We start from the raw sequence: 17948 nt of genomic DNA, 5'->3' as shown, positions 1-17948 counted from the left end.
CCACGCCCGGCTGAAAACATGATACCATGAAGGAAAATTGGAAAAGAAAGGAGGGAAACAATGGACATTTTATCAATCGCTGTTGGTTTGTTATTTTTACTAAACGCAATTTTTGCCGGCATTATTGTTTTTATGGAGCGACGTGATGTGCACGCGACTTGGGCTTGGTTGCTCATCCTGGTCTTTATCCCCTACCTCGGGTTCATCCTTTACTTAGTCCTTGGGCAAAACTTGACCCGAAAACGTCTATTTGATTGGGACGGCATTGAACAAATAGGCTTGAAGGACTTAATCAATGATCAATTATATGATATGAAACATCATCGATTCGATTTTAAAAGTGAAACATCGAGCAACCACCGTGACCTGGTTTCTTTGTTGCTCCGCAGTAACGACGCCGTGTTAACCCAAGACAATCATGTGGATGTGTTCACGGACGGCGTTGATAAATTTTCGCAATTATTGTCTGACATCGCGGAGGCGAAAGACCATGTGCATTTGCAATATTACATATTTCGTAATGACAACCTTGGAAAACGCATCATCAACTTGCTGACGGAAAAGGCACGCGAAGGAGTGCAAATCCGTGTGCTTTATGACGATATGGGGTCCCGAAAGCTTTATCCGAAACATTTTAGAACCCTCACGGAAGTAGGAGGCGAAGTCGGGGTATTTTTCCCTTCACGTATCCCTTATATGAACTCTCGTCTGAATTACCGAAATCACCGCAAAATCGTAGTGATTGACGGGGAAGTCGCGTATGTCGGTGGATTTAATGTCGGCGATGAATACTTGGGGCATAATAAGCGAATGGGTTATTGGCGCGATACCCATTTACGTTTGCGCGGATCTTCGGTGAAAGCGTTACAAACCCGCTTCATTCTTGATTGGAACCAAGCCTCCAAAGACAAGACCATTCACTATGAGCCCCATTATTTTCCTTATCTTCCTCTTCAGGGGGATATTAGCACGCAAATTGTTTCCAGTGGACCGGATACCAAATGGGAAGAAATCAAAAACGGATATATCAAAATGATCACTTCGGCACGCGAATCTGTATTCATCCAAACGCCTTATTTTATCCCAGATGCCAGTTTGCTTGATGCGTTACATATCGCTGCCTTGGCCGGCAAAGACGTGCGCATTATGATCCCAAATAAACCGGATCATCCCTTCGTATACTGGGCGACGTATTCCCATATGGGAGAATTGCTCAATTCGGGTGCTCGCTTCTACATTTACGATGCAGGTTTTATCCATTCGAAAATGCTCGTTGTAGACCGGAGCGTCGGCACCATCGGTACCGCGAACATCGACGTACGCAGCTTCCGTCTGAATTTCGAAGTAAACGCCTTTATGTATGATAAAAAACTCGGCGAAAAAATGGCCACGATTTTCGAAGCTGACCAAACGTTTTCTTCGGAAATGACCCCACAACGTTATCAGGAGCGAGGGCACTGGGTTCGTTTCAAAGAATCGATTGCCCGGTTGTTGTCGCCGATATTGTAAGGGAAAACGGCATGGTTTCGGTTCAGGCAACGGGCAGTCGCCATGCGTCTTTCATGGCGACTGAAATTCGTGGGTTCGCACTCGGTCGGGCGTCATGAAGTTTCTGCCGCCGTGCGTTACGGCTCTTTGACATCGGGATACATGTTTTTAGGTCATTTGAGCAGTTCTATCGTTCTGTTTTCGGGGACAAGCCTATTTTTAGATCGTTGGATCGGTTCTATCGATCTAGTTTCAGGATCAAGCCCGTTTTTAGATCGTTGGATCGATTCTATCGATCTATTATCGGGATCAAGCCGGTTTTTTCTGTGAAAAGGAGGGGAAGTCGATTTTTGTACGAATTGGAACGGCTATCTTATCAGCGATGATTTTTAGTGTTATTTTAGCGTCCTGGAGTTATACCCCCCCAATGGGAACATGATCCGAATGTTTACCATTGGTTTTTTTTGAACTGTTCCTATCCTATCTGTTTGTCTCCATTTGGTTTTTTATCTTGGGAGGTATTCCAAGTTCTGTCCTTATCGACAAGATTGGACAGAAGATTAATTGTAGATGGAATTTTTTCACTCACCTCCTCCATTTTATTGCCTATGGAGCAGCAGGTTTATTCGTGGGAACGTTATATCTCATCATAAACTCATTAGGGGCAAGTCATACAGACTCGCTTGATTTTCATATATGGTTTCTACTATGCAGCATAGGCGCTGCTATGCTGTTTTATATTGTTTCCCGATCCTTGTCTATCATTAATGGTATAGCGTTACGTTCTTGGTAGGTTTTTACGCCTATTTTTAATACCAATCTTTCCAAGTTAATCTGCCTCATCGGCTGCCTGCACGTGAAAGCGCCCGAGCGTATGATCGAAAAAATAACAAATGCCGCGTTGCTTCCGTATCTCCCCCGCCTCCCAGTACGTAAACGTGAGCGGGGTGCCTTCCTCCATCGCTTGCCGCAACGTCCATTCCATCTCGGCCCAGCGTTGCTCATCGAGGAGGGGCGGCGCCGAATTTTGCTGCGAGGATCGATATCGCAGCCACTGCTCCCGGTGTTCCGGCAAAATCATCCGGCTCGATTCCCAACGCAAGTTGCTTCCGGGTGTTAACTTGTTCATGATTACCCATCCCTTCTACTTATAATGGCCGCCGAGCTTCTCGGCCCGAAGCAATGCCTGCCCACCTGCGGCGAGAGACGAGGCCTGCAGCACGGCCGCGTCTCCGTATTTTTTTTTCAATTCGTCCACGGTATGGTTGAGCACTTCGCGGTCACGATCTGGGTAAAATAAACTCAACTGGCGGGCTTCGTCGGTCGTTAGCCCGTCAAGAGTAACGCCGAGGCTTCGGATCGGTTCCTGATTCCAATGGGTCAAAAACAACCGTTTCGCCGCATCAAAGATCACCTTGCCATCATTGGTCGGATCATGTACCTTGAGCTGGCGGTGAAATCCGGACGGCTGATCGAAAAAATTGTGCCCGCGCGCCCCCACGGTCACCGTCGTGCCGATATAGCGATTCGCCCGCACGCGCCGGGCAACTTCCTCGCTTAATTCCATCAGCACCACCTTGATCTCCTCCCATGATCGGTAATCGCGGGGCAATGTCATATGGTGGCCGATCGCTTTGCGGCGAATGTGCGTGTCAATCGTGACCGGCGATTCATCCCACCCGTGTGCCGTCCAAAACAGCAATTCGCCGTTAATCCCCCAGCGCTTGCGCAAATCGGACAGGTTCGCCCGCGCCAGCTGCCCGATCGTGCGAATGCCCATATCATGAAAATGGCGAGCCATGCGCGAACCGACCCCGAACATGTCTCCAACCGGAAGCGGCCACAATTTTTCCTGTAAATTTTGTTCATGGAGATAAAAAATACCGTCGGTTTGTTTTTTGGAAAAATGGTCGCACGCCATCTTCGCCATCACCTTGTTCGGACCAATGCCCACGCGCGCGACAATGCCCGTCTCCCGGTATATTTTGGTGATCAGCATCTCGGCCGCTTCTTCGGCGGTCATGTTCAGACCGGGGAGAACGTTCGTCATCTCCATGAAAATTTCATCGATGCTGTACGGCTCCACTTCATCCGTAAACGCCTCGAGGGAGGCCGCGATGCCTACGGAAATATCGAGATACAGCTGCATGCGTGGCCTGACTACGACCAAATACGGACATTTATTCTCCGCTTCCCACAAGGCTTCCGCCGTCTGTACGCCCCATTTTTTCGCGAGCGGGCACGCGGCCAAGATCACGCCGCTGCGAATCTTCGGGTCCCCGGCGACAACCACGGGCTGATCCTCCAATGTCGGATCCTGCACCTTTTCAATGCTCGCAAAAAACGACTGCATATCAACGAGAAAAACGGTTCTTGATGTCTGCGCGGCCATAGATGATATCACCTTTTCACGAAACGAGTGTTCTTTTTTCTAGTATAGCAAACCCTTGTTCGTTTTTATACTGGGAATATTTGCAGGAAAAACAGATGGTGGGGAGGGATAGCTAATAATTTCTGAAAAAAAATTTTTTCATTTGTTAATGAATGATTTACAACAAAAAAGCTTATAAGTTAGGCAATAAGGGCCTTTCAACGATTTTCTATGAATAATTATAAAAATAAACCTTCATCAACATTTTCAACAATTCCATTTTCTTAAAGCATTGGAATCAACAGGCGCATCCAATTTAGGTGTCGTTTCCGCTTCCGTTATCCCCGTTGCTTTTCCATCTTTTGTAGGGACAAGCTTATTTGCAGTAGAGAAATCGATACGAGGGGCTGCTGTATTGGGTTTAGTTGGGCAGGTGGCATTGGTGTCGAATTAAATACTGCTATGTCATTACGAAATTTCGATCAAGCTTTAATGATTATTCTTCTCATTCTTGTTGTTGTCCTCTTATTTGAAAAAATATCATCTACAATTAGGCAAAAAGTGATTTAGAAAATAACGAGCAGCCACAAAGCTGCTCGCACCACTATCCTTGCACATAATGCTCATAGACGCTATCCGTTATAAATGGGGTAAGTTCGCCATTCGTGCACAGATACAATTCATGCATCGCGCGTGTGCAAGCCGTATAAAGCAAGTAACGATCCCGTTCCCGGTGATAATTCGCCGCGGACGCATCACTAACCACCACCGCGTCGAATTCAATCCCTTTCGCGAGATAGACCGGCAAGACGAGCAAAGCCGCTTTAAATTCAGACGTCTGTTCATGAATGAGTTGCGCGTCTCGCCCGGCCCTTGTCAACTGCTCCCATATTTCTTCACTTTCCGCAAACGTCTTCGTCACAATCGCCGCCATGCCTATCTCTCTTTCTTCCAGCTGTTTAGCCAGGTCGCACACATAGCGATCATGTTGCTTCTCATTTTCCAGCTGCTTCATCGCGGGTTTCGGACCCGGCCGCTCAAAAGCCTCAATCTGCTCCCCATTCGGAACCAACTGCTTCGTGAATTCAACGATCGGTTGCGTAGAGCGATAACTTCGGTGCAACGTGATCGTTTCTTGTTCTTTTTCATTCGAATCTTCCTCCAGCGGCGCGTTCCCCGCGCTTGTATGCGCGTGCACTGCTTGATTGGCATCGCCGAGCAATGTCAGCCGGCTCGACGGAAACAAATGTTGCAAGTAACGAATTTGAATCGTCGTGTAGTCCTGAGCCTCATCAATGAAAATATGGCGGATATCCGCGTAGACAGGCCTTCCCTTTAACAGATCTTCAAAATAGAGAAAAGGTGCGGCATCCTCCCAGTGCATGTCTCGCTTTTTAAAATGATACGCAATTTCCTCGGCAATCACTTTATAGCCCGCCCACCGGAAAAATTGCACATACATCGCTTCCACGTCTAAAACGTCGAAGGTTTGAATTTGCTTTCGAAGCGGCTTCACCATACGACGGACGACGAGTTTTCGCAATAAATCCTCTTGCAATACGGTATCATTGAATGTCCCTTCGTTCTCCGTCACCTTTTCAAACACCCGGTTGTACGTCGCTTGATCCAACAAATCCATTTTCTCATCGACCCATGCTTTCGGCCTTTCTTCCCTTTCGGTGATCTGCAACATTTTGAGCAACCATTCGGCCACCGTCTCCAGACGATCGGAGATCGACATGGACGACGCCATTTGATAAAAATAGTCCTGAAGCTGGGCCTTTGTCACCCATAATTCACCGCGAAAATAAAGATCTTTAAAAATAAGACCGGAGTGAGAAAGCGATGAGACATAATCGTGAAGCTGCTCGATGAAACGAGGACTCGTTTTCACCGACAAACCCTGGGAACGGGTTGCTTCTGCCTGTTCGGATAAAAAATATTCAATATGGGCATGAGGGCTTTCGAGCGCCCAGTCATTCGGCAAGCGTTTTTTAAAATGTTGGAAGAGCGTTGACTGCTGCAGATTATCTTCCCCCAGTTCCGGAAGGACGTTGGATACATAGCGGGTAAACAGCGGATTGGGCGAAAATAATAACATGTTCCCGGCGTCCAACTTTTCACGGTGTTTATACAGAAGATAAGCCACGCGCTGCAACGCCGCTGATGTTTTCCCGCTTCCGGCAGCCCCGCGCACGAGGAGCATTTTGCTTCGTTCGTTACGGATGACCTGATTTTGTTCCCGTTGGATCGAGGCGACAATGCTTTTCATTTGCGGAGACGATTGCTGTCCGAGCAATGATTGTAAAAGTTCATCGCCGATCGTCAGCCCGGTATCAAACATTCCTTCGAGGTTTCCGCGCTTGACGATGTATTGCCGCTTCAAGGTGATGTCGCCTTCAACATCTCCGTCTAACGTCGGGTAATAAGCACGCCCGGGCGCAAAGTCGTAATACATGCTGGATATGGGCGCGCGCCAATCGTAAACGAGAAATTCTTCATCGTTTTTATCCATTAACGACGCAATGCCAATATAAATCGATTCCGTTTCGTTCTCCCCGTCTTCCGCGAAATCGATGCGGCCAAAATAAGGAGTTTCTTCTAATTTATTCAACGTCTTTTTTTGTTGATGGAGAAGCCCATGGCTGCGTTCACGTTCGCTCAGCAACTCGGCGCGTTGCTTCAGGCTGGCCTGCGTTTCAATGACATCATCCGGCTCATCAAGATTAACGGTCACATCATCCCAAAACGTGCGCCGAAGCTCGATGACATCATCTTTCAGCTCATCGCTATCCCCTTTTAGCGCTTCTTTTTTCTTTTCTATACGGGAAATCACAGCCTGCAACCGCTCGTTCTCTTTTTCCCAATCGGTATGTTCCTGACTCACCGGAACTGCTCCTTTCATTCAAAAAAACATCCCTATTTTATGTTATCATTACAATGAATTTTTTAGAAATTTATTCTGATGGTAAGCGCCCGTAAAACTCCCGCTTCAATCCCGTAAGCGGGAGGCAACGGGCGACTAACACCCCGATTCGTTTAACTATGCAGCAGAGGGGGATGAGAACCCCTCTGAATGGAAGTTTCACGGTATGGTGGCAGACCTCTAATGTATCACGTTTCCATGTACGTATCAAAAACCTTGAGCGGGGCAATGAAAAGAGTGGTGCAGCGTGTCGAACGTCTCGTTTTTTGATAAAAGCGATGGTTGGTTAATGATGGCGTGGATGCTTGCTGTTATCACGACCGCGACCATCTATCCTTTTTTGCCCGAGGGGTTTGCCATACACTTGAATGTAGCGGGCGAACTTGGTAATGAATTGTCCAAAGGCTTCGGCGCCTAGGCTTTATTATTCCTAATCCCCGTTGGGTTACTCTTTATCCCGGTGATGCGCCCGTAAAACTCCCGCTTCAACCCCGTAAGCGGGAGATAACAGGCGCTACCCGATTGGTTTAACTAACCATCAGAGGGGGATGAACCCCTCTGATGGAAGTTTCACTTTATGAACGCGATGAAATTGGCAGCTGCCCATTCGCCGATTGATACTCTATATGATTCTTAAAAACCAACCAAAATAATGATCGATAAAGCCAGTAAAATGGAAACATTCATGATCGTTATGAAGGCTATGCTTTGCTTTATTTCGTATCTTTGTACTTTTGCTTTTTGTTCGTCAATCTCAGTGAAAAGAACGGTTATGCGCTATACGAGGGCTCGGATTTCTTGCCGGTGGAATAGGTTTTATTTTGACGCTCTCTTCCGGGGACCTTTTACTGGTGTCTGGATGCTGCTCATGTTGGAGATAGTCCCAATCGTAGGTTGCTCTACGGCATTTGCCGCGGCAAAAACCATTGGAAACGATTAAAAAATCAGGGAGGGGCGTATGATGCCAAAAATCACCTTTTTTGACCGCAGTGACCGCTTTCTCATTCCTTTTCTTATCTTATTGGCGATCGGAACAGCTTTCATCTATCCGTTATTGCCAGATTCGGTCGCGATTCAATTCAATCCGGCGACATCCGAGGTCAGCTCGATCGTACACAAAAGTTTTGGCACTTGGGGATCGATGGGGTTGATGGTAATTCTCCTGTTCATTTGCAACGCGACCAAATTTTTGCCGCCTATCCGTCCCCTCTTCGATCACGAAACACCGTCAGCGCAACAAATCGAAGCGGCAAACGCCAGTAATGCAATGCTCATCCGGATCAAATGCGCGATCATTATTGCCGTGACCGCGCTTCACATTGGTAAAATTCTTTTTAATCTTGACGTTTTGCCTTACCCAATATTTTCACTGCTTACAATTGGATTCGTCATCCTTATGTTACTATACATGGCCCGATTGATCGTTAGATTTAATCCACCCGTGAATTTATGGGAAGAGGCGCAGCCCACCGAGGTCAAAAAAGTCGCGAACCGTTATATTGCTATCGGGATAACGGTGATGGCAGCCAGTCTGGCGAGCATGCGTTTTTTTAACAGCACGGAATTATTATTGCCTTGGGTGGTGCTCACGACAATTTTTACTCCGCTCGCTTTAGTTGCGTTCGGTATTGTAAAAGCCAAGAAAAAATGGGAGCAAATTGAAGCGGGTTAGGAATAATTGGCTGATATATGCCTTGTTTTGGCTAATAAATCGTGGGTTTCGGCTGATAAATGGATCCGCCTATATGGTAGGATAGTTAAAAGGGGGGAATCACATGACAGAAGCACATCACCGTGAAGCAACTCTCGCTCGCGTATCAAGTATATTAAGAGAAACCTTGAGCGATAAGGATGTAACGGTATATTTATTCGGTTCCTGGGCCAAAGGAAACATTCATACTAGCTCGGATATAGATATCGCGATCGACCACACGAACCTGCCCAACGGCTTTTTATATCGCATAAGAGAAGCATTTGAAGAGTCAACGATCCCCTACCAGATTGACGTTATCGATTTGCCAAATGTCGATGAAGACTTCAGAAACAAAGTGTTTAGGGAGGGCATACAATGGAACGTTTGCAAGAGCGAATCGCCACTGCGGACAAAGCATTAAAAACATTGGAAGAAATCCAAGATATTGAAACGCCCTCCGCTATTGAAAGGGATGCTTTTATCCAACGCTTTGAATATACGTTTGAAAGCGTCTGGAAATTAGGGAAGGAATATTTACGTGAGATTGAGGGCCTGGATCATGGTTCACCAAAAAGAATCATCCGTGCCAGTCGCGAAGTAGCATTACTTAGCGCAGAGGAAACAGTTGCAGCTTTGGAAATGGTGGATGACCGCAACCTTACCACCCACACTTATAATGAAGCGTTGGCAGATCAAATTTATGAAAAGATTCCCGCCTATGCAAAGTTAATGAGAACCTGGTGGAAAAACATGCTCACCCACGTGTAATCTGGCACTTTTTAGCGATCATCTGTCACTTTTCGAATATATTCTGTCATTTTTCAACGATAATCTGTCCCTTTCGGGCCCAATCCGAAACCTGATCAATTCCCCAATTTCAGCATCTTCTTCACGATGTTCAGTTTATTTTTATAGGGCGGGTACAGGAATGGGAGCCGGACATTCGTGCTTCGATTCGTTACGCCTTTCTGATTGCTGAACGTTTGAAAGCTATGATACCCATGATACTCACCCATCCCGGACGGGCCGACACCGCCAAACGGCAAGTGCGGATTTGCCACGTGCATAATCGTGTCATTGACACACCCCCCGCCGTACGAGGCTCGCTCCATGATCCTTGTTTGTAGTTTTTCATTCTCGGTAAACAAGTAAAAAGCGAGCGGCTTCGGTTGAGCATTCACGTCATCGACGGCAGCGTCGATATCCGAATAGGCGAGAACAGGCAAAATTGGGCCGAACACCTCTTCTTTCATCGATGCTGCGTTTCGCGAAGAAATATCAAGGACCGTAGGCTCGATAAAACGATCCGTTCGGTCGTGTGCCCCACCGTACACCACCGCGTCACGATCCGCGTCAAGCATGTCCTTCAGACGGTCAAAATGTTTTTCATTAATAATACGTCCATAATCTTCGTTATTTTGTATATCATCGCCGTAAAATTTATCGATTTTCTTTTGCAACAGTTTCATGAATCTTTTTTTGGCTTTTTCATGAACCATGACGTAATCCGGCGCTATGCACGTTTGGCCGGTATTGATAAATTTGCCCCAGGCAATCCGTTCCGCCGCCTTTTTCAAATCGGCATCTTTATGAACGACGGCCGGCGCTTTCCCGCCTAACTCCAGCGTAAATGGCGTTAGATTTTTAGACGCCGCTTCCATCACTATTTTTCCAACCCTGGGGCTTCCTGTGAAAAAAATATAGTCAAAACGAGAATGAATCAAAACGTTTCCCGTGTCCGGTCCCCCTTCAAGCACCCGAACATAGGTCGGATCGAAAATATCGGCAAGCATCCCTTTGATAAGACGGCCGGTCGCCGGGGTATGTTCCGAGGCCTTCAATACGGCGCAATTTCCGGCAGCCATCGCGCCGATCAACGGTTCCATCAATAACTGAAACGGATAATTGAACGGTCCGATGATCAGTACTGTTCCGTAAGGTTCATGGACGATATAGTTTTTCGACGGCTGCATATACGTAGGTGTCTTGACCTTTTTCGGCTGGCTCCATGTTTTCACGTTCTTGATAGCATCGCTGATGCTATTCAAAATGATCCCGATCTCTGTTAAGTACGTTTCAAATGGGCTTTTTCCAAGATCCGCCTGCAGCGCCGAGTAAATCTTCTCCTCATGCGCTTCAATCGTTTTTTGCAATTTTTTCAACTGTTCGATTCTAAAAGAAACATCTCGAGTCGCTTCTGTCAGGAAAAATTGGCGGTGTTCCGCGAGTACTGGTTGAACTTCTTCGACTGTGGTTAGGTTTACATTCATGGCTTTCTCTCCTTAAAAACAGTTTATTTTTCTATTATTCTACCTGCTTGTGCTTTCACTGGAAAACAGTAACGTCATTAAAAAAAGATGAAGAATGTCAATAATTATAAAAAGGGGTACAAAAAATGGCTTTTACATTGATGAGATACGGCCAGCATATCAGATGGTGATGGACGGATGTCTTTAAAGGGGTGTTCTGGTGAGAAACTCCCGCTAAAATAAGAAAGCAATTCATCGAGCTGTTCCGAAAAATCATAGCCGGTCACCGCTTCACGAGAGCGGCGCAATGCCACAGCCGTAAGTCCATCCGTTCCAAGGGCATGTCCAATCCCTAAATCAATGCGATTGGGGTGCAACGCTTCCAGCAGCGAGAAATTTTCCGCTACTTTTAGCGGGCTGTGGTTCGGCAGCATAATGCCTCCGGAACCGATACGGATATGCTTTGTAGCCGCTGCCACATGCGCGCCGAGGAGATCCGGGGAAGTACTCATCTGAAATTCCGTATTCAAAAACCCCTGCCGTGACTGACATCCATCCAATGACAAATGTCACTACAAAAGCACGCGCGATCACGGCATACTTCAAGTATCAACTCATGAAAAGGGGATTGCAAATGACGATCGCGACTATGCAAAGAATTGTCAAACGATATGGCAGTGAGCTTGCGCTGGATTATATTGATCTCTCCATCCAAGAAGGAGAGATCGTCGGATTGCTGGGACCGAACGGTGCCGGGAAAACAACGCTGATCCATACACTGCTGGGCATGATTCCGTTTGATAAAGGAAGCATCCAGCTCTTCGGCAGTGCGAATAAAGTATTCAGCAATGAAAATAAACAAAAAATGGGCCTTGTCACGCAAGAACTTACCGTTTTTGAAGATTTGACCGCCAAGGAAAACCTCGAGTTTTTCGCAGGTGTTTACGGTCTGAAAGGCGAAGAACGAAAAAGAAGAGTCCAAGAAGCGTTGGAGTTTGTGGGACTGTCGTCAAACGCAGGGAAACTTCCGAAAAAGTTTTCCGGCGGGATGAAACGAAGACTCAACATCGCGTGCGCGCTTACGCACCGTCCAAAGCTGCTCATCATGGATGAACCGACGGTCGGCATCGACCCGCAATCCAGAAATCACATTTTGGAAACGGTAAAAAAACTCAAAGACCAAGGTACGACGATTTTATATACGACCCATTATATGGAAGAAGCCCAAGCCATTGCTTCTCGCGTCGTCATCGTCGATCAGGGTCAGATCATCACGGAAGGCACTGTCAACGAACTAATCGCGAACATTCAACACGAGGAAAAAATAAACATTGAAGTGAGTGACACAACAGCGTTGCCGATCGAACGGCTTAAAGGCTTGGACGGTGTGAGGCACGTCCACGTTGATGGCAGCACCATTCAAATCATTTCAAACGTTGGTGCCGGAATCCTGGATCGCGCCCTTTCCATCGTGAAAGAAACGAGCGGTGTCGTCGGCATTCAAGCCGAAAAGCCTGACTTGGAAGATGTGTTCCTCACGCTCACGGGGAAACAGCTTCGTGATGGACAGGAGGGAGATTAATGCGTGAACTTTATACCATGCGCTTCACTGCCCTTAGACTCAGTCGTGAATGGATTGTATTACTCCTCCTTTTTGTCGTACCGATCGTACTTGTTACGCTCCTTTCCCTGATACTCGCGGATGTCGAATATTTGGGTGTAGCAGCCGTGGATGAAACAAACGTGTTGATGGTGCTCGCTTTCCAATTATTTGGCGGCACAGTCGCTATGAATTACATTTACCTTGATTTCTTCACCGAACGCCGTTATCGTATTCAGTCGCTGCCGATAAACACAAGCCTATACGGATTCACCCTCATGCTTCTCGGAATATTGTACTCGATTATTTTAGGTGCTATTTTAGTCGGGTATACGACGCTTGTGTGGGACGTCAATTGGGGAAGTATCCCTTGGTCGATGTTCATCATTGCACTTATGGCGACACTTTCAAGCACTGTCTGCCTGCTCCTCACATTTTCCGTGAAAAAATTTACAATCGCGGAACGCCTAAGCGAAGTTTACGGCATCGGGGCTATTTTGCTCGCCGGTTTATTTTTTCCAATGCCTGATAATGCTGTGATCAATTGGGTAAATGAGTACATTAATCCAATAGCACTTGCTTACGAGGCCATTAACGCTTACAGAAATACGAATGTCGGAGATGCTTGGATGAATGCGGGGCTTCTTGGCGGACTCATTGTCATCACCTTTGTTACTATGCTACTGCTTGGACGGAGACGGATGCCATGACGATATTTACATTTGCCCTAAAACGCATTTTCAGAGACAAAACGAATCTCATTTTTCTTACACTGTTTCCTGTTGCAGCCATTTTCCTGCCGGCCAATGACAACTGGCCACTTTTGCCGTACGGTTATCAATTCTTCGGTGTGCTCATTCTTTTCGTTGCCATTAGACTCACCGGACTCTTAATTGCTGATCGGCAAAAAGGCGTCGTCAAACGACTGTCCGCGGCACCGGTGACCCATTTTCAATACCTTTTTCAAAACCTGCTCGCCTTTTCTGTGATCGTGATTGTTCAATGCATCTTCATGATCGTAGGTGGGGTGATGTATGGGCATGAACTGTATGAACCTTTATGGCTCCTCGTGCTATTTCTCGTGTTCAGTCTCACGGCCATCGCGTTCACCCTTGCCTGGAACACGCTTTACCGTAGCAAAGAGACATCTTTTCTCGTTTTTATGGCCGTTATCATGATTATGGCTATGCTCGGCGGCCTCATCTTACCCGTCGAAATGCTGCCGGACACTCTCGAGAAAATCGCTGTTCTCTTTCCGACATATTGGCTCGCGGAAGGGATCGAATGGGTCGTGCTTGGAGAGAACATCGGAGATTTTCTGTTGATCAACGGTGTCCTGTTGCTCTATACGCTCCTTTTTCTAATTATCGGCAGCATTCGACGAATCGGTTAAAGACCTTGGCTCTTTTGCCGCCGCGCGGAATCTGGTACCTTTTCGTGATATTCTGGCGATTTCTAGCTGGAATCTGGCACTTTGGCATGATATTCTGGCACTTTCATTTATTTGCCTTCGGCGCTTTAGCCGAAGGCTTTCCATGATATAGTAAAAAAAAAGGAAACGAGAGGAGATCACGCGATGCGAGACATATGGCGTTTCATAACTATTCTTTTTCTCTTCAGTCTATGGGTCGTTCAAGACGAGAGTATCGTCAGTTTTTTGCTTATCGTCTCGCTCGCGATTCTCGTCTGCCTACGCTGGCGTTTTCAGCTTCCGGCCTGGACAATCCTTATTGATATCGGTCTTTGTATCCTGTTTATGCCGATCTGGAGCAGCAGTGTTTTTGGATTTGCTCTGCCGCTATTCGAGAGTTTTGCTAGCAAAAAATATATCTATACCATTCCGATTGTCGCCCTGCTTCCGATCGGTGAAGTGTTTTCTGTTTTGCTCTTTTGGTTTCTTTTTCAAGCAGGGTTTTTCGGAGTGATCGACAGCCAATGGAGAAAGCAGCGCGACTTGTATATCTCGGAAGCTGATCGCGAACGACATGCTCGTTATGAATTAGAGAATATAAAGGAGGAGTTGCTGGAAGCCAATCGAAAGACTGCCCAGCTTGCAGAAGTATCAGAGCGAAACCGGATTGCCCGGGATCTTCATGATCATGTCGGTCATGACCTAACCGGGGCAAGCTTGGCGCTGGATACGTTTGAACACCTTGACGGAAAAGACGCTGATGACATGTTGCAGGAAATCAAGCTCCGGATCACAAGAAGTGCAGCAAGGCTTCGCGATACCGTTCATGACATGACGCCGGTGACGAGGATAGGTGCGGACATCCTCGAACATATCACGGAAGAATTTCAACATACCGCTGCCCACTTCCAAAAATCCGGAGACATGAGCAGCGTACCCGTACACTTTTGGAGCCTGCTGGAACCTGTTTTGAAAGAATCACTGACAAACGTTGCCAGGCACAGTGATGCGACCCTTGTCGACATTCAGCTTGATGTCACGGACACGATCATACGGCTCAGTGTTCAGGATAATGGTTCGACTTCTGCCGGAACCCATGAAGGAACGGGATTGAGAAACTTAAAACTGCGTGCCCGAGCTGTCGGTGGCAGCATTTCCGTCGATACCGCTTCCGGCTACCTTGTTGTATGTGTCTTACCGCTCGGAAAAGGGGAGGAAAAGCTGTGAGGATTCTAATCGTGGATGACGATCCGCTCGTTCGACAAAGCCTCAAACTATTACTCGAAAAAGAATCGGACATTGAGGTCAATGGTCTTGCCGCAGACGGCCTAGAAGCAATCGAGCAATGTGACACAGACCTGCCGGACGTCGTGCTCATGGACATTCGCATGCCGAACATGGACGGGATAGAAAGCACGAAGCAACTCAAGTCGAAATGGCCGAAGCTACTCATCATGATGCTGACAACGTTTAAAGATGAACAGAACATTCGACTCGCCCTTCAGGCAGGGGCAGCAGGATACTTACTAAAATCCACCCCCATCGAAAATATGGCACAGCAAATTCGCGCATTAATGACCGGCGGTTCCGTCCTTGATGCCGATGTTTTAAAACAAATCATGGAACCGGAGGTAAATAGCAAACTCGATGATCTGACCGATCGGGAAAACGACATAGCCGCAGCCATTGCTCAAGGCTTGTCGAATAAAGAGGTTGCTGATCAGCTGTTTCTAAGCGTCGGCACCGTGCGCAACACCCTCTCGGTCATTCTGGATAAACTCGAATTACGAGATCGAACGCAGCTTGCTATTTACTATTGGAAACGGGACAATAAGGCCAAGGATTGATTCTGTAGAATCGCACTAGTACTTATCCCAGAAATTTCGATTTACCACTCGGTGAGTGTAAACGGAAATTGTTCAGTTTAAGGAAGATAAAGATGAGGCTGCGCGTTATTATACACTAGTGGTCTGTTTCAGAAGTTCTTTCCCTTGGTCAGTCTACAGGGTGGCACCCTAGGTTGAAAATAACCCCTACAAGCGGCCGCCTAAAGCTCATGAGGGGTTATTTTTTGTCTTTGCTTGCCAAATGACACCATTAGGGTTAATGCTGAAGCTATATCCATTGGCAACACCTCCCTCCTTTGGAAGTATCCAACATGGACTTCCTACAGAGAAACAAAGGTGCGCCACCCCTCATATTAAAGCCGATCTATCGGTTCTTCCTATTATACCATGAAATGTAATAAATATGCTCTATTCAAAAAATATATAGTATCTAATGGATCGGTAAAAGAAAAAACCAACCCTATCCCCAAAGCCGTATTGCTTTCATAGCGATGCGGCTTTTATTATATAAAAAGATGATTAAAATCGAGGTGGCAAAATGTATTCCATTTTTATTGTGGAAGATGATGACAAACTGGCACATATCCTGTCTGAACATCTCCAAAAATATGGATATGACGTTCAATCAGCACAGCGCTTGAATGCCATTAAGGCTGAATTTGTAGACATCGAGCCTGATCTCGTCCTCTTGGACATCAACCTGCCGTACTACGACGGTTTTTATTGGTGCAGGCAAATTAGAACCATCTCCAATGTCCCGGTTATTTTTATCTCGGCACGTACAGACGACATGAACCAAGTGATGGCGATCGAAAATGGTGGCGATGATTATATCACGAAACCATTTCACCTCGATGTCGTGCTCGCGAAAATCAAAAGCGTTTTACGACGAACATACGGAGAGTACGCCCAAGAATCGGGGATGGAAGGCCAAACGCGAGCGCTAGCGAACCTCTTTATTTTGCCTGAAAAAAATGAACTGGAATATCAGGCACAACGCATCGAACTTTCCAAAAAGGAATTTACGTTATTCCAAAAATTGAGCGATAACCACGCCCGTATTGTCAATCGAGACGAGCTCCTCGAAGCGCTTTGGGACGAAATTAATTTTGTTGATGATAATACGTTGTCCGTCAATATCAATCGATTGCGCAAACGCTTGCAGGAATTAGGCATTCACAATGCCATTCAGACCATTCGCGGACAAGGCTATAGGCTGAACGTAAACTGGGGTGAGGAGGTGCGCCGATGATCCGACATTACCTCGCCGACCGGCTCGTTTTTATACTTATCTACTTCATCAATACAGCGGTGATCATACTCGTCGCTTTTCTGGCTCTTATGTTCGCGGGCCTCGCCCAACCTTGGGACACGTTTGCTTACATGGTGATTCTGGCTGTCTTTTTTCTACTCACCGGACTTGTGATTGATTACATACGGAAACGGCCATATTTAAAAAAACTCGCCAGCATAGGTGAAAATCACTCATTAGCGTTGGACACCGCCCTTGAGTTGGAAGCGATGCCGATGCCCACCCATGAATCCGCGATGTTCACCGACATGCTCCGGCGATCCCAAGCACGTTACCGTGAAGAGTTGGATCATTACAAAGCTATGCAACACCGGCATCAAACCTTCGTCAATCAATGGGTCCATCATATGAAAACGCCGGTCTCCGTGATCTCGCTTTTGACTCAACAAGGGAAGCAGCAGATCGACAATCAAGACGCAAAGGCGTTATTCGATGACATTAACGATGAAAATGACCGCTTTCGTCACGGTCTTGAACTCATGCTTCATTTGGCGCGGCTCGATCATTTCGCGATCGATTTTGTCGCCAATCAAGTCGACGTCGTTCAACTATTGCGTGACATCGTTAACGAAGAAAAGCGGCAATTCATAAGAAGAAAACTATATCCGGAGATTCTCGTGGAAACGGATGACCCAACCGTTTATAGCGACGAGAAGTGGCTGCGCGTTATTTTTCACCAACTGCTGCTGAATGCGTTGCGCTACTCCCATCAAGAGAGCGGCAACTACATTACAATCGTCGTACATAAACATGGGGATGCGATACTTGTTGAGGTCCAGGACCAAGGGATCGGCGTCCCCGCACACGATTTGCCGAATATTTTCTCGCCGTTTTTCACCGGAGACAACGGCCGTAAAAAGAAGGAAACGACAGGTATGGGCTTGTATTTAAGCCGAATGATCGCGGATCACCTCGGTCATTCGCTATATGCCGAATCGAAGGTGGACGAAGGCACAACGATGACCGTCCGTTTTACGTCACGAACGTTACACGCAAGATGACAAGATTGTAAGATTTCAAGGTGGATTTGAAAGTTAAATCGATGGGACGC

Annotated in this window: 17 protein-coding genes; 12 read left to right on the top strand and 5 right to left on the bottom strand. The window is 46.7% G+C overall.

Translation table 11 applies throughout. From position 1 onward, the window contains the following. Positions 1–60: 60 nt before the first annotated feature. Positions 61–1509 carry a cardiolipin synthase gene (gene cls / locus DT065_RS14500; RefSeq protein ID WP_114374591.1) on the top strand — a complete coding sequence of 483 codons (1449 nt, stop codon included), beginning with the start codon at positions 61–63 and terminating at the stop codon, positions 1507–1509. An 808-nt stretch (positions 1510–2317) separates the two neighbouring features. On the opposite strand, the gene DT065_RS14495 is transcribed toward cls, so the two are convergent. The 3 genes from DT065_RS14495 to helD form a co-directional block, all read right to left on the bottom strand. After that, complete coding sequence (locus DT065_RS14495; protein WP_114374589.1) at positions 2318–2617, bottom strand: YolD-like family protein; 300 nt, start codon at positions 2615–2617, stop codon at positions 2318–2320. A gap of 15 nt (positions 2618–2632) precedes the next feature. Continuing rightward, a complete protein-coding gene (locus DT065_RS14490; protein WP_114374587.1) occupies positions 2633–3880 on the bottom strand; it encodes a DNA polymerase IV in 1248 nt (415 codons plus the stop codon). Positions 3881–4463: 583 nt separating this feature from the next. After that, the gene (gene helD, locus DT065_RS14485) at positions 4464–6764 is read right to left on the bottom strand and encodes an RNA polymerase recycling motor HelD (protein ID WP_114374586.1); all 2301 of its coding nucleotides are present in this window, start codon (positions 6762–6764) and stop codon (positions 4464–4466) included. 268 nt (positions 6765–7032) lie between these two features. Here helD and DT065_RS18975 point away from each other — a divergent pair, with 268 nt between their 5' ends. The 4 genes from DT065_RS18975 to DT065_RS14470 all read left to right on the top strand — a co-directional run bounded on the left by DT065_RS18975 (position 7033) and on the right by DT065_RS14470 (position 9246). Continuing rightward, positions 7033–7203 carry a hypothetical protein gene (locus tag DT065_RS18975; RefSeq protein ID WP_160112569.1) on the top strand — a complete coding sequence of 57 codons (171 nt, stop codon included), beginning with the start codon at positions 7033–7035 and terminating at the stop codon, positions 7201–7203. Positions 7204–7743: 540 nt separating this feature from the next. Next, positions 7744–8457: a hypothetical protein gene (locus DT065_RS14480; RefSeq protein ID WP_160112568.1), complete on the top strand. Its 714-nt coding sequence runs from the start codon at positions 7744–7746 to the stop codon at positions 8455–8457. A gap of 103 nt (positions 8458–8560) precedes the next feature. Further along, positions 8561–8899, top strand: coding sequence for a nucleotidyltransferase family protein (locus tag DT065_RS14475; protein ID WP_114374582.1), 339 nt, complete (start codon positions 8561–8563; stop codon positions 8897–8899). Further along, positions 8854–9246 carry an HI0074 family nucleotidyltransferase substrate-binding subunit gene (locus DT065_RS14470; protein ID WP_114374580.1) on the top strand — a complete coding sequence of 131 codons (393 nt, stop codon included), beginning with the start codon at positions 8854–8856 and terminating at the stop codon, positions 9244–9246. Before DT065_RS14475 ends, DT065_RS14470 begins: the two co-directional genes overlap by 46 nt. Positions 9247–9341: 95 nt before the next feature. On the opposite strand, the gene DT065_RS14465 is transcribed toward DT065_RS14470, so the two are convergent. Continuing rightward, positions 9342–10748 carry an aldehyde dehydrogenase gene (locus DT065_RS14465; protein WP_114374578.1) on the bottom strand — a complete coding sequence of 469 codons (1407 nt, stop codon included), beginning with the start codon at positions 10746–10748 and terminating at the stop codon, positions 9342–9344. 104 nt (positions 10749–10852) lie between these two features. Next, positions 10853–11257 carry an LLM class flavin-dependent oxidoreductase gene (locus tag DT065_RS14460; RefSeq protein ID WP_227002624.1) on the bottom strand — a complete coding sequence of 135 codons (405 nt, stop codon included), beginning with the start codon at positions 11255–11257 and terminating at the stop codon, positions 10853–10855. A 104-nt stretch (positions 11258–11361) separates the two neighbouring features. On the opposite strand from DT065_RS14460, the gene DT065_RS14455 reads away from it, so the two are divergent. The 7 genes from DT065_RS14455 to DT065_RS14425 all read left to right on the top strand — a co-directional run bounded on the left by DT065_RS14455 (position 11362) and on the right by DT065_RS14425 (position 17898). Then, the gene (locus tag DT065_RS14455) at positions 11362–12309 is read left to right on the top strand and encodes an ABC transporter ATP-binding protein (protein ID WP_114374577.1); all 948 of its coding nucleotides are present in this window, start codon (positions 11362–11364) and stop codon (positions 12307–12309) included. Further along, positions 12309–13037 carry an ABC transporter permease gene (locus DT065_RS14450; protein ID WP_114374575.1) on the top strand — a complete coding sequence of 243 codons (729 nt, stop codon included), beginning with the start codon at positions 12309–12311 and terminating at the stop codon, positions 13035–13037. The genes DT065_RS14455 and DT065_RS14450 overlap by 1 nt, the downstream gene beginning before the upstream one ends. Then, positions 13034–13720, top strand: a complete 687-nt coding sequence (locus tag DT065_RS14445) for an ABC transporter permease (RefSeq protein WP_114374573.1) — start codon at positions 13034–13036, stop codon at positions 13718–13720. Before DT065_RS14450 ends, DT065_RS14445 begins: the two co-directional genes overlap by 4 nt. Before the next feature lie 183 nt (positions 13721–13903). Further along, complete coding sequence (locus DT065_RS14440; protein ID WP_114374571.1) at positions 13904–14965, top strand: sensor histidine kinase; 1062 nt, start codon at positions 13904–13906, stop codon at positions 14963–14965. Beyond that, the gene (locus DT065_RS14435; RefSeq protein WP_114374569.1) at positions 14962–15585 is read left to right on the top strand and encodes a response regulator transcription factor; all 624 of its coding nucleotides are present in this window, start codon (positions 14962–14964) and stop codon (positions 15583–15585) included. Before DT065_RS14440 ends, DT065_RS14435 begins: the two co-directional genes overlap by 4 nt. Positions 15586–16123: 538 nt before the next feature. Further along, a complete protein-coding gene (locus tag DT065_RS14430) occupies positions 16124–16837 on the top strand; it encodes a response regulator transcription factor (RefSeq protein WP_114374568.1) in 714 nt (237 codons plus the stop codon). Continuing rightward, complete coding sequence (locus DT065_RS14425; protein ID WP_114374567.1) at positions 16834–17898, top strand: sensor histidine kinase; 1065 nt, start codon at positions 16834–16836, stop codon at positions 17896–17898. Before DT065_RS14430 ends, DT065_RS14425 begins: the two co-directional genes overlap by 4 nt. Positions 17899–17948 lie beyond the last annotated feature (50 nt).

Source organism: Salicibibacter kimchii (assembly GCF_003336365.1).
In the GTDB taxonomy this organism is placed as follows: Bacteria; Bacillota; Bacilli; order Bacillales; family Marinococcaceae; genus Salicibibacter; species Salicibibacter kimchii.
This window is presented reverse-complemented; position numbering and strand designations above follow the sequence as displayed.

What these genes read in the sequence shown, in the direction of transcription:
- cls (WP_114374591.1), top strand. Translation starts at nt 61, where the DNA reads ATGGACATTTTATCAATCGCTGTTGGTTTGTTATTTTTACTAAACGCA.
- DT065_RS14495 (WP_114374589.1), bottom strand. Translation starts at nt 2,617, where the DNA reads ATGAACAAGTTAACACCCGGAAGCAACTTGCGTTGGGAATCGAGCCGG.
- DT065_RS14490 (WP_114374587.1), bottom strand. Translation starts at nt 3,880, where the DNA reads ATGGCCGCGCAGACATCAAGAACCGTTTTTCTCGTTGATATGCAGTCG.
- helD (WP_114374586.1), bottom strand. Translation starts at nt 6,764, where the DNA reads ATGAAAGGAGCAGTTCCGGTGAGTCAGGAACATACCGATTGGGAAAAA.
- DT065_RS14480 (WP_160112568.1), top strand. Translation starts at nt 7,744, where the DNA reads ATGATGCCAAAAATCACCTTTTTTGACCGCAGTGACCGCTTTCTCATT.
- DT065_RS14475 (WP_114374582.1), top strand. Translation starts at nt 8,561, where the DNA reads ATGACAGAAGCACATCACCGTGAAGCAACTCTCGCTCGCGTATCAAGT.
- DT065_RS14470 (WP_114374580.1), top strand. Translation starts at nt 8,854, where the DNA reads ATGGAACGTTTGCAAGAGCGAATCGCCACTGCGGACAAAGCATTAAAA.
- DT065_RS14465 (WP_114374578.1), bottom strand. Translation starts at nt 10,748, where the DNA reads ATGAATGTAAACCTAACCACAGTCGAAGAAGTTCAACCAGTACTCGCG.
- DT065_RS14455 (WP_114374577.1), top strand. Translation starts at nt 11,362, where the DNA reads ATGACGATCGCGACTATGCAAAGAATTGTCAAACGATATGGCAGTGAG.
- DT065_RS14450 (WP_114374575.1), top strand. Translation starts at nt 12,309, where the DNA reads ATGCGTGAACTTTATACCATGCGCTTCACTGCCCTTAGACTCAGTCGT.
- DT065_RS14445 (WP_114374573.1), top strand. Translation starts at nt 13,034, where the DNA reads ATGACGATATTTACATTTGCCCTAAAACGCATTTTCAGAGACAAAACG.
- DT065_RS14440 (WP_114374571.1), top strand. Translation starts at nt 13,904, where the DNA reads ATGCGAGACATATGGCGTTTCATAACTATTCTTTTTCTCTTCAGTCTA.
- DT065_RS14430 (WP_114374568.1), top strand. Translation starts at nt 16,124, where the DNA reads ATGTATTCCATTTTTATTGTGGAAGATGATGACAAACTGGCACATATC.
- DT065_RS14425 (WP_114374567.1), top strand. Translation starts at nt 16,834, where the DNA reads ATGATCCGACATTACCTCGCCGACCGGCTCGTTTTTATACTTATCTAC.